13 protein-coding genes are annotated in these 15100 nt (G+C 48.0%); all 13 read right to left on the bottom strand.

What is annotated here, in order from left to right; translation table 11 throughout:
- Positions 1-55: 55 nt before the first annotated feature.
- The gene (locus LUCIF_RS19060; protein ID WP_165866075.1) at positions 56-952 is read right to left on the bottom strand and encodes a hypothetical protein; all 897 of its coding nucleotides are present in this window, start codon (positions 950-952) and stop codon (positions 56-58) included.
- Positions 953-1117: 165 nt separating this feature from the next.
- On the bottom strand, positions 1118-1774 hold the full coding sequence (locus tag LUCIF_RS19055; RefSeq protein WP_122629451.1) for a response regulator transcription factor: 657 nt from the start codon (positions 1772-1774) through the stop codon (positions 1118-1120).
- 103 nt (positions 1775-1877) lie between these two features.
- A complete protein-coding gene (locus tag LUCIF_RS19050) occupies positions 1878-2810 on the bottom strand; it encodes an ATPase, T2SS/T4P/T4SS family (protein ID WP_122629450.1) in 933 nt (310 codons plus the stop codon).
- 17 nt (positions 2811-2827) lie between these two features.
- The gene (locus tag LUCIF_RS19045) at positions 2828-5014 is read right to left on the bottom strand and encodes a type IV secretory system conjugative DNA transfer family protein (RefSeq protein WP_122629449.1); all 2187 of its coding nucleotides are present in this window, start codon (positions 5012-5014) and stop codon (positions 2828-2830) included.
- 3 nt (positions 5015-5017) lie between these two features.
- Entirely contained in the window at positions 5018-6208 is a 1191-nt protein-coding gene (locus LUCIF_RS19040) for a TraB/TrbI/VirB10 family type IV secretion system protein (protein ID WP_122629448.1), read from the bottom strand.
- A 1-nt stretch (position 6209) separates the two neighbouring features.
- Positions 6210-7022, bottom strand: coding sequence for a TrbG/VirB9 family P-type conjugative transfer protein (locus LUCIF_RS19035; RefSeq protein WP_122629447.1), 813 nt, complete (start codon positions 7020-7022; stop codon positions 6210-6212).
- Positions 7023-7025: 3 nt separating this feature from the next.
- Entirely contained in the window at positions 7026-7742 is a 717-nt protein-coding gene (gene trbF / locus LUCIF_RS19030; protein ID WP_122629446.1) for a conjugal transfer protein TrbF, read from the bottom strand.
- A 46-nt stretch (positions 7743-7788) separates the two neighbouring features.
- Positions 7789-8325, bottom strand: a complete 537-nt coding sequence (locus LUCIF_RS19025) for a S26 family signal peptidase (protein WP_122629445.1) — start codon at positions 8323-8325, stop codon at positions 7789-7791.
- 459 nt (positions 8326-8784) lie between these two features.
- Positions 8785-10650, bottom strand: coding sequence for a UvrD-helicase domain-containing protein (locus LUCIF_RS19020; protein ID WP_207858066.1), 1866 nt, complete (start codon positions 10648-10650; stop codon positions 8785-8787).
- On the bottom strand, positions 10628-12853 hold the full coding sequence (locus tag LUCIF_RS19015) for an ATP-dependent endonuclease (protein WP_122629444.1): 2226 nt from the start codon (positions 12851-12853) through the stop codon (positions 10628-10630). Before LUCIF_RS19015 ends, LUCIF_RS19020 begins: the two co-directional genes overlap by 23 nt.
- 341 nt (positions 12854-13194) lie before the next feature.
- On the bottom strand, positions 13195-13926 hold the full coding sequence (locus LUCIF_RS19010) for a hypothetical protein (RefSeq protein WP_122629443.1): 732 nt from the start codon (positions 13924-13926) through the stop codon (positions 13195-13197).
- On the bottom strand, positions 13926-14825 hold the full coding sequence (locus tag LUCIF_RS19005; protein WP_122629442.1) for a helix-turn-helix domain-containing protein: 900 nt from the start codon (positions 14823-14825) through the stop codon (positions 13926-13928). The genes LUCIF_RS19010 and LUCIF_RS19005 overlap by 1 nt, the downstream gene beginning before the upstream one ends.
- On the bottom strand, positions 14822-15097 hold the full coding sequence (locus LUCIF_RS19000; protein WP_122629441.1) for a helix-turn-helix domain-containing protein: 276 nt from the start codon (positions 15095-15097) through the stop codon (positions 14822-14824). The genes LUCIF_RS19005 and LUCIF_RS19000 overlap by 4 nt, the downstream gene beginning before the upstream one ends.
- Positions 15098-15100: the final 3 nt, after the last annotated feature.

The raw sequence follows: 15100 nt of genomic DNA, 5'->3' as shown, positions 1-15100 counted from the left end.
TCGAGCATAATAAAAAAAAGGCGGCTGCGCGCCACCCTTTTTCCGCATTTCATCTTTATTCACAAGCCTGCTCGTTCTTAAGCTTTTTATAATGCCTGTGTTGTTTTGCTCTTTCCTTGCAGATGTCGGAACAATACCGTGTACTACTTCTGGCGGGAGTGAAGTATCTGTGACATTTATCATTCATGCATTTACGGGGCATTTTTCCGGCTGTGATATCAAGAGCAAGCATGAAATAAAGTTGTGATATCATTGGCCCCGATGTCCATGCCAAACTCGGCTGATTGCCATTTGCCTTATCCCGCCACATAATACATGGGCAAATGTCAGAAAGGTAATGTTGAAACAAGGCATCAACATATTCCCGACCCAAGTAAGAAGGCGACAAATCAAATATGTTAACTTTGCTGAACAAATCTTTTATCTGATCACTAACACCTTCGGTTATTTCCTTATAGCCACAGATAGACCCTGGTATATACCCATTATATTGTTTAACAATATCAGTCATGATCGCATCGATGCTTTTCGCGCCAGATTGCAGGGCTTCGATAACAGTAAGCACATTATTCATTTCCTTGACGTGTTTTGCAAAAACATCAAGGGGATAATAGCATTCCGCTTGAGCATCAAACCGAACGTTGCCATCCGGAGCTCCAAAATGGGTAAACCATTGCACCACTTGTTGAGGATTATTACTGTCTATGGAGGCAAATAGGGTATATGGATTCAACTTGTCGGGTGCCGTTTCGCCGAAAATTGCGGTTATTATTTTACGGGGCATTGGATGTTCGTAATATTCAAATAGGTTGACAATATGTTCCTTTGATAGAGTAAGGCTCCCACAAATACGTCCATCTTGAAGATGGCACAGGGGGAAAGCTGGGTAATTTCTGATAAAATTAAAACCAGATTTTTGAATAAGTTTCTCGCCGACCAACAAGTTTTTCATTGGTTGCACATTCACTCCCTTCTTCTCCATGAACTAATACTACCACACTAATTCTAACATAAATATGTTAAAAAGGGGTTAGAATGTATTTTTCCGCATTTCATCATACGCATAAAAATGGGACTGTTACCTCCAGCCCCAATAAGGAGTTACTTCAAGATATTTTCACAGCTTCAGCACTGATACGTCGGCTTTGATACCTTCATTTCCCAAATGCAGGAAACCTATCCTTTTTGCTTTCCCATAGACTCGATCCAGTTCGTTTTGATTAACTAATACAGTCGGCCATGGCCCCAGTTTCATACAATTCTTCGGGCAATAAAAGCTGACCATGTCCTTTGCATTGACTTCAATCATTTTTTGATCGCAAACATGACAATGGGCGTGCCAGTTCATTGCATCTTCCTGGGCGCTGCCAACCGCAATACGGTGCAGAGCTTTTTGCAGGATTTCCAAAGTACAAGGTTTTACGATGAATGCGTCAATGCCGAAACGGACACAGGTTTTAATGATATCCTCCGAATTCCTGCAGCTGCACATGATGATTTTGGTCGCAGGCTGGGCTCGCCTCACTGCTTTCAGCACAGCAATGCCATCCACACCCTTCATTGTAATATCTAAAATGACTAGATCAAATAATTTTTCTTTTATCTTTTCCAGGGCCGCTTCGCCACTGCCGGCTTGATGAATTTGCCTTCCGTCAAACCCCATATCGGTCAACTCTCTGGTGATGATAAGTCGAGCAAAAGTAGCATCGTCAACAACCAATATTTGCGCCTGTCCATACGCTTGCATAATTCTATCTCTTAGTTTTTCATCCACAATAAACCCCCATTCCAAAATACCGTATTCCGTTCAATTCGCATTAGCCTGTCCACGCTATCCACTTCTCAGTTGCAAGGTGGTCAAATTGACCACCTTGCCTTTAAAGTTCCCGGACCAAATATTCTTCTTTATTGGCATCCCACCCATCCACCGCCAAAATCTGTTCCACGCTCCGCTTCAACCCGCTATAGCGCAGATACACGATAATGTCGATGGCTTCGCCGATCATATACTGGTGCGCTCGGGCCTCCGCCCGGGCCGTAAGCTCCTCCAGGCGGCGCAGCGTCTGCCGTGCGCTGTTGGAATGGATGGTTGACGCCCCGCCTTTATGGCCGGTACTCCAGGCATCCAGTAAGATAAGTGCTTCCGCGCCGCGCACCTCGCCGACGATAATCCGTTCCGGCGTAAGGCGCAGGGTATCGCGTAAAAGGTCCTCCAGCGTCTTGTTTTCTGTCGTAAGCAGTCTGTCCATATCCGGTGCCGCGCATTGCAGTTCCTTGGTATCTTCCAGCAGGACAACCCGGTCACTGGTCTTGGCGATTTCGGCTAAAACGGCGTTCAAAAAGGTGGTTTTGCCGGACTTTGTGCCGCCGGCCGCCAGGATGTTTTTGCGGGAGTAGATTGCGTCAATCAGCACTTGTTGCTGCCGCTCAGTCATGATTCCGCTTGTTACATAGTCCTCCAAGGACAGAGCCCCAGCACAGTGCTTGCGCATATTAAAGGCGGGTTTCTCAACAACACGCGGCAACAGCCCCTGAAAGCGAATGCCCTGAAACTCAGCGGCAAGCGTCTCGTTCGTATCATTACAGATTTTCCCGGTAAGGTCTGCAATCGTATAAATGACATTGGCCGCCGTCTGTGCATCCATCATTTTTCCCGTGGCCACTCTGCCGCGATCCTTGGTGTCGATCCAAATCTCATCGGAATTGGAATTAAGATACACTTCCGTAATATTATCATCGGCGAGGTAAGCGCGGATGTCGTCGCCCAAAAGATAATACAAGGTTTCTTCCGTGCGGCTTTGTTTAGTCAATAAGCGTTCCTCCCTGTCTACTCTATAAATCGAAACTCCTCCCTGGCTGCCGCCGGCACGATTTCTTTTCCTGCTATTTCACCGGCAGCAATGTCATCGAGCATTTTTATGGCTGCATAGGAGGCGTCCAGCCATTCGGCAAGCTGGTGTTGTTTGCCTTCAAGCTCGGCCAGTTCCTCCTGCCTTGCTACGGCGTTATCGGCGGTCGGAACCTGCATGCCCGGCGGCAGAAGGTCCTCATACGAACGAACGACGCTCGCCGTATCCGAACGCAGGTTAAGTGCCTGCGCCTGCCCGCAGCTTTGGATCTTTTTCATGAAGAATTTTTCTTTGAAATAAAAGAGCTTGTCGGCCAAAATTGGCCGGTTTTGCGCGACAAAAACAAGCTCCTGTTCTTTGGGTAGCCGCTTGACTTCATCGGGCGTCATCAATTCTCGCCCGGTTTCCGAAGTCGTATACGACGCCGTGCCAATTCCCTGACCGCTGTTTTTACTGTCGACGCGGATAGTCTTTTTCCCCAGGGATCTACTGAGCATTTCCGCCGTTCCATCCTCGTTCGGAGTGAAAAAAACCCGCACATGGCAATTGGCGATGATGGAATTATCCTTCGTATAGGCTTTATCCAGTTGGTGGATGTCCTGGGCGATAAGCAGCGCTTTTAAGCCATACCCGGCCATGACCGCCAGACCCAGTTCCACTGAATCCATGCGCCCGAACTGGGGAAATTCGTCAAACAAGAGCAGGCAGCGCTGTTTCTGCTTGTTGCCAAAATCCATGTGTTCTACGTTTCGCTTAATGACGAAGTTCATAAATAAACGAAACAAGGGTTTGATCGTGTCCAGATCGCCCGGCGCCGTAACGAGAAAGACCGATACCGGGTAATCCGGCCGGAGCAGGTCAGCAATCTTAAAATCACTGGCACCGGTATTTTTGGCGATAACAGGATTGCGGTACAGCAAAAACGCCTTGACTGCTGATGAGAGAACGCTGGATTCCTCCTTTTCCTCGCGGTTCCCCATCTCCCGCGCGCCCTCCAGCACCTTGGGATGGACTAAAAGCTCCGCATAAGGCATCTGCGTGAAAATATCCGGATTTTCGCTATAACGTTCTTTCATATAGGCACGTACGTCTTGCAGTGTTTTCAGCGCTTCGACGGCCTGTTTCTCCGCTTGGTCTTCTAAACGGTCCGCCACCTCTCGTTTCCAGTTGCCGATGTCAATGTACTGCGTGTCCGGCAGGCTGTAGATTTCATCGAGAATGTTGGTATCGCTCAAGAATTCTTCCGGCGCAATATGGGGATAGACTTTCATTTCCGCAATAATGGCTTTGTGGGGCAAAGACAAAAAGGTGGCAACTTCCATCATCGTTGGCGGCAGTTTTCCTTCCTGATGCTTTTTGTACATCAGATGCATGATCACGGTGCGCATGAGCGAGGAAGCCGTAATGACCCAGTGCGCGCCGTCGCCGCTAATGTCCTTGCCGTCGGGATTGGCGAGCATGTCGGCGATGATTTGCACGTCGCCGAATTCCCGCACGGTCCGATACCGGATTTCGACGAGGGGGTTCCACCTGGCGCCGGTCCCGTCAATGCAGCAGGGTTCAAACTTAATGACCCGGTTCTTGAGCATTTTCCGGCGGTACGGGGCGGCAAAATTCCAGTTTTCCGCCTTTACGTCCGTGACCAGCATCGAATGTTTCCAGACAAGGCATGTCGGGATAATCACGCCGACGCCCTTGCCGCTGCGCGTTGGCGCCAGCAGCAGAATATGTTCCGGCCCGTCGTGAAACAGAAATTTCTTGGTATAGGGATTGCGGCCTAAAATAACGCCTTCTTTTACGCAGAGGCCGCTTTTCTTGACGTCGCTGCGGTCGGCCCAGTCGGCGCTTCCATGCGAATCGAGCGGTCTAAGCTTTGTTTCGATGTAAAAACTCAGACCGACTCCGCCCAACAGACCAAGCAGCAGATATTTTCCGGCCAGGGCCGATAAATGCGGCACCACGGCTGAAAATTTCCAGCGCCAAATGAAAATATCCCAAGGGAAATAGAGCTTCGTGCCGTCGCTGACGGGAAACGCCCAGCCTAACAGCGGATCATAGTCGCAGCGCCTGGCGAACCACTGTGTTGTCAGCCAGCAAACCACCAGCATAACCAATCCGACCGTACCCAGGAGGATCAGGATACGCCTTTTCTTTTGCTCGTCCATTGCTTAGTCGTCATACGGGCGAAGCGACAAATTATCGGCAACGCGCAAGAAAAAGGCGGTCCCCGGCTCAGCGGTGATCGTCGGCATGCGGCCCATTTTTTGCTCCATGAGCTTGCCTGCCACATTGAGCAAATTGCTGGCGGCCCCCTGTGCTGCCAGATTCGAAGCGCTGTAGCCGTCCCCGCTGGATGACGTATTGCCGGCGGCAATCGAGCCAAGAGCGCCAAGCGCCGTTGTCACCAGCCCAGCCGAGACAACCTTGTCGTCGTGGTTATCCACTTTGCCCAGAATGCCCGGATAGCCGTCCATGCCTGCGGTTACGAGGGTATCACCCATTTTGTACGAGGCTCCGTTGGGCAGCAGCATACGGCTCCAGCGGATATTAACCCGGGCCTCGCCCAGCTTGGCCCCGCCCTCATAGGCGCCCACAAGCCGCGTTCCCATTGGGATTAGCAGCGTATCGCCATAAAGAGAATCATAGACGTCGGCGGTAAGCTGCGCCGTAACCTGCCCGCCATTATCGGAATTAATGCCGCTGATCAGCATGGCCGGCAGCATTGTGCCCGGGGCAAGCGTGTTTTTCCGTGCCGACTGGTAGGTATTTGCGCGCTGTTCCGCAGCGCCGCCCTCCTGCCCCTCCTTCTTGACCGCAAAAGCGATCGCCGAGCTCCATACTTTTTCCCGCAAACTCTGCGCCCGCTCCGCCGTGTTCCTTTCCTCCGTTTCCCTCGCCCGAAGATCGCCCGGTAAAGTCGGCCTGATTCCCGGGTCGGCTGTCTGATATACCGTCCTTGCCGGCGGTTCATCTTGCATTCCCGTCAGCGCTTGCTGCCTGCCGGAAGCAGACGTTCCGTTCCCCGTTGGCACCTTCGGTTTCACGTCTTTTTGCGCCAGCCGCGAAAGGTCGCTGTAATCGTCGGACAACTGCGGCACCGCAAGTTTTGTGTCCGCTGTCTCGACCGATTTTTTCTTTGGCTTGGCGACGTCCTTGGAAAAGGCAAAGAAGGAGCCGATAAACGAAATCAGCAGCAAAATGCAAAGCAGGTACACTTTCTTTTTATTGACCGTGCGGCTCTTTGCCGTTTCTAACTTCGTGGTTACCTCCGCTTCTTTCGCGGCTGTCGTCCCAGGCGGCGTTTCCCGTTTTCGCCCCGCCCGTAATTGCTTTATACCTTCCTGAATTTTTTCCAGCATATCAGGATGCACCGCCTTTCCGGTTCCCCTGCCGTACAATATCCACTTTTTCGCCCTGCGCGCTCTGCAGCCGCGCCCGGTCCAGGATGCCGTTCACAATGAAATATTCGCCTTCGCGCTTATACTGTACCGGAGCGGTCCGGCCTTTTTCCTGGAGTGCGAACAGAATGGGAAGTTCCTTTTGAGTATCGCCGAGGTGGATATAGGTATTCTTGCCATCGTCCCATACGTCGCGCGGCAGCCATCCGGGCGTCGCTTTCCCCTGTACCCGAACCTCATAGCGGGATTTGGAATTCCGAGGCAGCGGCAGTTGCTTCTGCGCACGGTTGTCGGCCTCATATTGGGCGATTTCTTCCTCGGTACGATACTCCCAGATGATAATCGGATTATACCAGTCCACCGCCATAAGCAGCACGTGATACCTATGCCGGTCTGTATTGACAATCAAATTCGTTTGGGCATCCGTCTTGAGCGGTTTCACGTAGATATGCGGCGTGTCCTGCGCGGTACTCGAATCTACCATCCACTGCGCCGTATCGCCCGCCGCGATATATAGCACTTGATCACCGGGATAGAGCGCGATATCCGTCAAATAACCGGGGCGGCAATAGACGGTATAGACGCTTTCCGGATTATAGGAGAATATCTTCTTGGTTTTATCCTTCGTATCGGCGGCATCATAAAACTCCCCGTAGGAAAACATGGGCGGCGCCGGGGGAATCTCTATAGCCTCCGCACGGGCAACTGCCATTGTGCTTTGAAAAGACAACAGCAGACTGAAAATCATAGCAAGCTGACGACCTTTAAGCTTCATCCCTTATTCTCCTTTCACGCTTTCTTGGGTCCAATTGAAGTCGGCAATGAAAATGCCCAACGGATTAATTTCCAGATCCTGTTGCTGTTTCGGCGGCTGCAGACGAATGGTGAAAATACCGCTCATCGGAATGCTTGTCTTTTTCCCGGAAGCAATATCATAATGATCTTCCGTCCACCGGATCTGATACGACGAACTGCCGTCCGTCATTTCCAGCATGCTCCCGATCCTCACTTGCACGGTTTCTTTCCCGAAACGTTCCAGCGGATTTTCGTTTTGCAGTTGTACGTTCATTTTGTTTGCCGCCTGCTTGGTCAAAAATCCATACGCCGCCTCCATGTTTTTCTTGTAGACGACCGGATCAAGCGGGATGGAGCGGATATTACGAATAAACTGCGAGAGAAAGTATTTCATTTCCGCTGCCTGCGGCGTGTACTCCTTCGCTTCGGCCAATCCGGCATTTTTCACCACGCCGGTTGTACTATCCACCTCAACAACATACGGAACTACGCTTGATTTTAACGATTGCACCACAAGCCCTGCAGAAATCACCAGAAGGACCAGCCACGACAGAAGCAGCAAGCGACGCAGGTTATAGTTTTGCACAACGATATGGCCTTCGCGCCTGTCCCATTCTTCTTTCGCCTGATCAAACGGCGTTTTGGGCGTGGAACTGTTGGCATACTGCTTCGGTCCGGAAAAAAATTCCCCGATCTTCATGAACTGCGCCCTCCCTGCCTTGTGCCTCTCCTTTCCCTCTTGTCCATCAATAAAACACCTCCAAAAGTTTCATTGTGAAAAGAGGATACACATGCTTATAAACTGTGGTGAGCGGCAGTTCTCCGAAATAACGGCCGTCAAAGGAACTGGGCCGGTACGTGGCCAATGGAAGAAACTGCCCTGGTTTTACTTGAAAAGTACCGCGAAGTTGCGGCAAAGGCTGCCCTTGCCGGTCTACAGAGGCAACCGGGCCAGCATACCGGCCGTTAATGTAAATCCCGGTGTCGGTAATGGTGTACTTATCGCCTTCGACCGCTGCCACTTCTTTGAGCCAGTAACGTTCCCCCGCCGTCCAGCCGCGGTCATTGGCCAGCTGCCAAAGTTCCTGCGGCGGCGTAAAGACAACGATATCTCCAGCTTTTATGGGCCGGTCCGGTAAGATGACGTAGAAGCCCAGTGGCATAGATTCCGTATCATTACGGATAAACAGCCCCGGCATCTGCTGCCGGAACAGAAACGGCAATGCCAACACCAGCCAGAAGAATAGTGTCAAAACGCATTTTCGGCGGGACAGTTTTCGCATGCGCACCCTCCTTTCTGCTTCAGCTTAATAAAAAGCAGCAGAGGCCAGCGCACCCTTTTCCTGCATGTTTCTTTGGACGATGCTTTCAAAAAAATACAGCTTTTGCACTGCGTTGTTGTACGGCTGTTGTAAAGCTGCTATGAAACAACAAAAAAGGCTCTGCGAAAATATCGCAAAACCTTTGAAATATCTCTGTGATAATGCAAGAAAAAAGATTTCTCACTTTTTCTTATAATGAGTACCTGTTTAATAAAATGCTAACGGGCGATATGGATGCCGATTTCCGGAGCTGCCAAGGAGTATCAGATAATTCATTGGATACTTTATCCCCCTGCTATTTCCCTTTATGCTTATGGTAAAAAGCCTTTGAGGAGGCCTTCGTACGTCATCCAGATAATGCCATCGCGCAATTCCCACTTCCATCTTAAAATCTCACTACACTACATCAACGCAGGAACTCTATAACAAGACGACCTCTTCCTCAGAAAACCACTTATTTGCAATTGAAGTTTTCTTTACTGCATCTTGATCTTCTGTATAAGCAATAACTGCTAAACTCCTCTGAGCCCGCGTACACGCAACATAGAAAAGCCGCGTCGTTCGCATGATGCTTGTATCCTTGCCCTCAAGCTCATTTTCAATGTCTGTTTTCGTTTTAGCTTTTGCGCCAAATAGCTTTTCATAGCTGAACAAAAATCCCTTTGAACCAGCATCATCCATAATCACCATAACCCGTGGAAATTCCAATCCTTTGACACCTTGATGCGTTGCAAACCTAGTGTTATCAGTCACATATGCCGAATATCTCTGCAATTCTTTGAAAGATACCTTCAAAGACCTTCTTAGTGCTGCGACCTTTTTATCATCCGAATTTTCAGCAGAATCGTCCAGGACATCACGTGCTCGGCTCTCCAGCTTGAACAGTTTTGTTTTCTGGATTGATTTTAATATATCCAAACAAGATGGCGTAGTGCCATCTTTCCAAAGGCTTATCATATCCTCAACTGCCGCTTCGGCTTCCCGCAACAAATCAGTCTGGTCAGTTTTATCAGTAAAAGCTTTTTTGTCAAGAAGCGGGGAATGCCGTCTCACAATCTTTGATACTTCAAAATCATCACCTTTTTGATATGCTTCAACAAGCGGAGATACGATATTGGACAATAGAGATAACTCCGCTATTGATCCATCGCGCAAAGAAGTGTCAAAAACTCCCGAATCATTAAGCGGCTCATATAAATTGAGAAATCCAAGCCGGTTCCCTGCCATGTGATGCTCCAATATCAGGCTCTTATAGCCTGATTCATTACGCCAGTCCTTATCGCCTGTTTCCTTTGCCATAATTTCAGCGGCTTGCCTCTCAATATCTTCTTTGCTTGATGAAGAAGACACTATAAACAAACGAACCATGCCAGTCTCCGCATCAGAGCGAGGCCGCTGGTGCTGTTTGTCAATTGTACTCCTAACGACATTAGCTAATTCCACAATCCGCTTAGCACTGCGGTGGTTCATTACTTTTGCCGGCTGCACCCAATCCCTCGGGATACACTCTGACAGATTTTCTTTTCCATCCATATAGATTTTTTGCATGGTATCGCCAAACATACCGACTATAAAGCTATCTCCATGCTTTTCATAAACTGTAAACAGGGCATCAACAAGCTCTTTTTTGGTGTCCTGACTTTCATCGATCAGCAGGATGGGGTATTTCCCCACGAGAATTTCCTGCATGGTTTCTTCTTCGGAAATAAACTCTGATCCCATTTTTATGACTTCACTATGGCTCAGAGAATCATACCCAACGTTTTCTCCATTCGGATTATATGAAAACTTCTTTACTGTATTGATTCTGGCCAGACGCTCGGTTTTGCGTTTGATATCTTCAGCCCTTTTCTCTGCGGCATTGCCTCCTCGCCCCCTGTTCTGCTTGTCCTGGAGATCTGCGATGTCCTCTCGAATTGATTGTGCAACCCACTCTTTTATATCTGCCTGATAGCTTTTGATAAGCTCCCATAGAAAGCTGTGTATCGTTGAAACCGCAAATATCGGTTTATATTGAAGCCTCCTCATTATTTCATCACAGGCGGCATTGGTGTAGGTTATGACGGCAATCTGCTTTGCATGTGCAGACAGGTTTTTCCCCATCTCATTATCTAAAAATGAGAGCGCATTAATCAAGCTTCTGGTTTTGCCGGAGCCAGCCCCAGCAAACATAAAGAAGCTTTTGGGATTATCCTCAGAAAAGCACTGCTTTAGCTCTTTATCTACGTGATCGTCCACATGATCATCTGGTAGCTGTGTTTTCTCATTTTTCATTTCCATCATCATGAGATTCCTCCGGATGCAGCAGATTTTGCAGCCACTCCAGTCCCTCTGCAATATAGGCTGGAACAATAAGCTCACTTGGATCAATGATATAAATCAAGTCAAGTGCAAATTCCGCCTTCTGATCCGACTTGCCCTCCCGCAACAGACGGAATATTTCCTTATGGAGTTCGCTAAACGATTTTTCTGCACTAATCGCAGCATTCACCTTTTCAACCAGACTACCCGTGTCATCCACTTTAATATCCTTTAATAATTCATAATTGGTGTATACCATGCAGTCTTCAAAGGTTCCGGACAATGCCTCCGTTTTCTTGCCGTTATATTCGATTGTTACAGGAGTTTGGTAGGCAATGCGGATGGGATGCTCATAAGAGGTTTCATTATTTATCACTTTTTGCTCTGCTGGCAGATCAAGGAGCTTGTCTAAATCTTTCTCCTTAACTATCCAACCTGTAACAGCATAATTCCCACTGATTAAGTTCTTCTTCCGCTCAGGTCTGGCAGACTTATGATGACCGTCCAACTCAACTGAATCTAGATCGGCGATGATAAGCGTAGGCAGACACAGTTTTTCAATCAGCGGGCTTAGGCGATGCGAATGCCGGCCATTAATGCTGAGTATGGAAATGTACCTCTGGTGCAATTCAGGGTACTTGTTGCGGATAAAATGCGGCACCAACATGCTTTCAGCAGAACCCTCTACCAAAATGGCTGCATCAGCGAAAAACAGATCGCAGTGTGTTGTCTGCAGGTATCGTGTCACGAATTTATCCGTAGCATCTTCTTTGCCGAAAACATCAGAGAGATTAATAACTTTTGCCGTTGCAACACCGCACTCCGCAGATTCCGACAACCTCTTAAAGTAACGCAAATCCGCAAAGTCTGTCTCGCGGGCAATATGGCTAGAATGTGTGCTGATTATAAGTTGAGTGGCAAAGTCAATGTTCTTTTTGAGGAACTCTCGATTCCGTAGGACAGAGTAAGCTTTACGAATAAAGACCTGCTGCACCTGCATGTGCAGATGTGCTTCGGGCTCTTCAACCAAAACCAGATGCAGCGGTTCAATCACGGCATCATCGCCATTTTGAGACTGCTTAGCCTTGCCCATGCGCATCCAGCCGTCACGGAATCCCATAAGATCAAAAACCATCGAAATCAGGTTCTGGTATCCAAGACCGTTATATTTCTCGGGGAGTTTCATGTCCTCATTACTTTTGCTGAGGGCATACTGCACAGCAGATTCGTGTCTTAATGTTTCACTTGTGCTGACTTTGGTCGCAACCGTAATTCTAGGATCGGTCACGCCCGGATAGCCTAAGCTCTCCAATTCCCCAATTGCCGGGCCGAACTTTATTGCCAGATTTTTATCAAAGACATTTTTTGCAACTTCTGTGACTTCCAGTATTTCCAAATCTTCAGGAGATGGCATCTTCTCTGGGTCAAGGTGTTTGTCGTAATAGCTGCGCATCTGAGCAGACAACTGTTTTCTGGTTTTTTCTCCACTATCAGAGGAATCTGGATCTGCAAATCCCCGCTGTGCATCAATCATATCAACCCTTATGATTCCTTTTAATGGATTGTCCGTAAAGCACTCCATGCCAAACGGTGTTGGCTGGGGTATTTCCTCCTCAGATTGGGCAGGATTGAGGACATATGACTTAATAGAAAAATACGTTACCAGTTTTCTTTCCAGAAACTCACACAAATCTTTGGGGTATAGGTTTATTGATGCGCCTAATCCAGGTTTTGCAGCTTCGGTTTTACGGGCGGCAAAATATGCTTCTCTATATTCCGTAAAAAGATTTGACACTTCTTTAGGCTGATATATTAATCGAACTCCCAGTTTGCCTCCACGCCATTTTAATGTCGGAATAATGCCGGAAACATAGTGGATTTCCTTACGGGACACATCCAGCCAAATATCCATTTTCGGCAAAATGTCTTCCCATTCTGCCACATCTTCCGGCATTTCACACTCTGCCACAGCCCATGTCGCACCAATTGCGTTGATTTTTGTGCGGTTGAATATTGTAAAGTCATTAAATACAAAGTTGCGACCTGCCAAAAATTTCCCCAGAGCATCCATAGCGGACGTCTTCCCACTGTTATTGGCTCCGACAAACAACGTAGTTTCTCTGCTGAAATCTATCCGGCATTGCCAGAGCTTTCGAAAGTTTTGTACATGTATTGATGAAATTCTCATGCCGATTCCTCCCATGAAAGTCAACAACTAATAACGGGTGTGATTGAGCAGAATACGTCCAAATATAGTGTTTTTTTGTAACATTTACCTTGGTCATTTGTTCTACAAAATTTACCAAATTCCTGCCAAAATATCACAGTTAAAACAGCCTTTGAAACTTTCTTAGAACCACGCATTTATTCTATCAAATTCTTTCAGATATAAATCTACTAACAAATCCACGTATCCAGCCTTGCGTTAAACTAAATAGCTCATTACAATACAGCATTTGTAATATCCTGGTAATCATAAGGCAAGGCTACTTAAAGCATTTCTACCGTGATATCCAAGCGAACACAAATTCAGCAAAATCTATCACGCTTTTCCCCTGCATTCTCCTTGCGCAATGCTTCCCAAAAAATAAACATCGCGCCTTTAAAACGCAGCACATATCTTCCCGCTGTCGATTCCGACACGTAAAACCGCCCGGCGAGCTCGACATAGGTGAGACACGGGTCATTGCACCAGCAAAGTAAAAGCTGGCGTTCTTGCGCATTCACATTTTCCAAATACTGCTCCATATATAGCCGCAACTGGTAAAGAGAATCCCTTCTGTTTTCCAGTTGCCTGATATAGACGGGATCTGCATATTTCGCTCCCTCCGCCAGAAAAAAATCTGAAATGGTATTGAGATAGCTTTCCACTGCGCAGAGTGCCTGCGGGGACAGGATAAGATCCCCTACTATACCTTCCCGCAGAGCATAAAGCCGTTCCAGGATTTCCGCATTCCACGCGCCTGCGACTTTAGGCGAAATATAGAGCTTAGGTGCAACAAAAACCAGCGGCATGGTTTTTTGATAGCGGAGGCGGAAAAACTCTTTCTTTTCTTTAGGCAGCAGGGCAATCATGGCGCCAACCAAAGCGACGTCGGCCTTTCGTTGAACAATTCCCTGGCGCAGCTTAAAAACCAGGCGGGGTTGATTGAGCTTCCCTTGCATATACTGCAAAGCACTCTCCAAGGTATATATTTTTTCCAGTGCGTAATAATCGGCAATCATTCGTAATAATCGTCCCTTGACGAGAAATAAGTTCATCAGTCTTCCTCCTTATTCTCTTTATCCGCTTTCGCTTTATCTGGCGTTTGCTTAAGTATTCTATCCAGCATTGCCTGAAATTCCGGTGAAAGAGGTTGTTCCTCCCTCTCCTCCGGCGGCGGTTGTGGAGGAGGCTGAACGACTGCAGGCTTCGGCTTCGGAAGTGGAGTATCATAATCCTGTTTCAATGCCTGAAACAGCCAGGCAACAGGGTCATGCACCTTGCCTTTTTGGGATTCCAGATAAAGAAGCTGAACGCGGATCTTATCTCTCGGATAGCGTTTGAGAAGTTTTTCAATGCTTTCTTCTGGAATGCGGCACCGGTTCGCGATTTCTACGAGCTGCTCCAGTAGAACATCTGCGCTCGCATCCTTTCCCTCTTGTTCATTGTTTTCTTCACCAGAAAACACACCGGCATCGCTTTGTTGTGTGTGTATTTTCTTTTTCTCTTGTTTTGTAGGATACGTATTTTGTAGTGGCTGATTTTCCGTCGGCGGTTTTTCCGTCGACGGTTTTCCCGTTGACGGAAAATCGGTAAATGGTTGATTTTTCTCGGAAACAGCCGTTGACCGATTTTCGGTGAATGGTTGTTCTGCCTGTATTTGTGGCTCTTCATAAAGGACATATTCCGTGCCGGTAAATTTGCCGTTATTATCGTGCAAACGCCTGCGCACAAGATAACCGCAAGCTTCTAATTCGTGCAGCGCCGACTGAATAGAGCTTTTTCCTTCACTGCCGATCACTTTCACTAGCCCGCTGACGCTGTACGTCCAGTTGTCCGGCAGGCTCAAGCAGTAGGTAATAAGGCCGCGCGCCTTTAGGGACAGGCGGGCATCCTGCAAGGGAACATTGCTTACACAGGTGTATTTGCGTTGCTTTTCTACCCGGATGATGCTCATGGCTCCTCCCCTTTCCGCTCAAGTTTTTCTACACGTGCTTCAAGATTTTTAACCAGCAGCCGTAAATCGATTAGCTCATCATCTTCTAAAAGCTTCCGCACGTCGATCCCATAAAATTGCGCAAGCAGTGTGAGGTTGGCCAGGGTTGGCGTCGTTATTCCTTCCTCCCACCGGTAAATGCTTGTCCGGTCGACGCCGACGTGCCGGGAAAGCTTGGAAATGCTGTAGGCGTTTTTTACTCGCAAACCGCGAATTTTCTCTGCCAATGTCATATT

The organism is Allolucifera butyrica, assembly GCF_900476375.1.
GTDB lineage: Bacteria > Bacillota > Negativicutes > Sporomusales > UPPP01 > Lucifera > Lucifera butyrica.
This window is presented reverse-complemented; position numbering and strand designations above follow the sequence as displayed.

Excerpts from the sequence above, each read along its gene's own strand:
- LUCIF_RS19025 (WP_122629445.1), bottom strand. The coding sequence starts at position 8,325 with ATGCGAAAACTGTCCCGCCGAAAATGCGTTTTGACACTATTCTTCTGG.
- LUCIF_RS19045 (WP_122629449.1), bottom strand. The coding sequence starts at position 5,014 with ATGGACGAGCAAAAGAAAAGGCGTATCCTGATCCTCCTGGGTACGGTC.
- LUCIF_RS19020 (WP_207858066.1), bottom strand. The coding sequence starts at position 10,650 with ATGATGATGGAAATGAAAAATGAGAAAACACAGCTACCAGATGATCAT.
- LUCIF_RS19040 (WP_122629448.1), bottom strand. The coding sequence starts at position 6,208 with ATGCTGGAAAAAATTCAGGAAGGTATAAAGCAATTACGGGCGGGGCGA.
- LUCIF_RS19000 (WP_122629441.1), bottom strand. The coding sequence starts at position 15,097 with ATGACATTGGCAGAGAAAATTCGCGGTTTGCGAGTAAAAAACGCCTAC.
- LUCIF_RS19015 (WP_122629444.1), bottom strand. The coding sequence starts at position 12,853 with ATGAGAATTTCATCAATACATGTACAAAACTTTCGAAAGCTCTGGCAA.
- LUCIF_RS19035 (WP_122629447.1), bottom strand. The coding sequence starts at position 7,022 with ATGAAGCTTAAAGGTCGTCAGCTTGCTATGATTTTCAGTCTGCTGTTG.
- LUCIF_RS19060 (WP_165866075.1), bottom strand. The coding sequence starts at position 952 with ATGAAAAACTTGTTGGTCGGCGAGAAACTTATTCAAAAATCTGGTTTT.
- LUCIF_RS19010 (WP_122629443.1), bottom strand. The coding sequence starts at position 13,926 with ATGAACTTATTTCTCGTCAAGGGACGATTATTACGAATGATTGCCGAT.
- trbF (WP_122629446.1), bottom strand. The coding sequence starts at position 7,742 with ATGAAGATCGGGGAATTTTTTTCCGGACCGAAGCAGTATGCCAACAGT.
- LUCIF_RS19005 (WP_122629442.1), bottom strand. The coding sequence starts at position 14,825 with ATGAGCATCATCCGGGTAGAAAAGCAACGCAAATACACCTGTGTAAGC.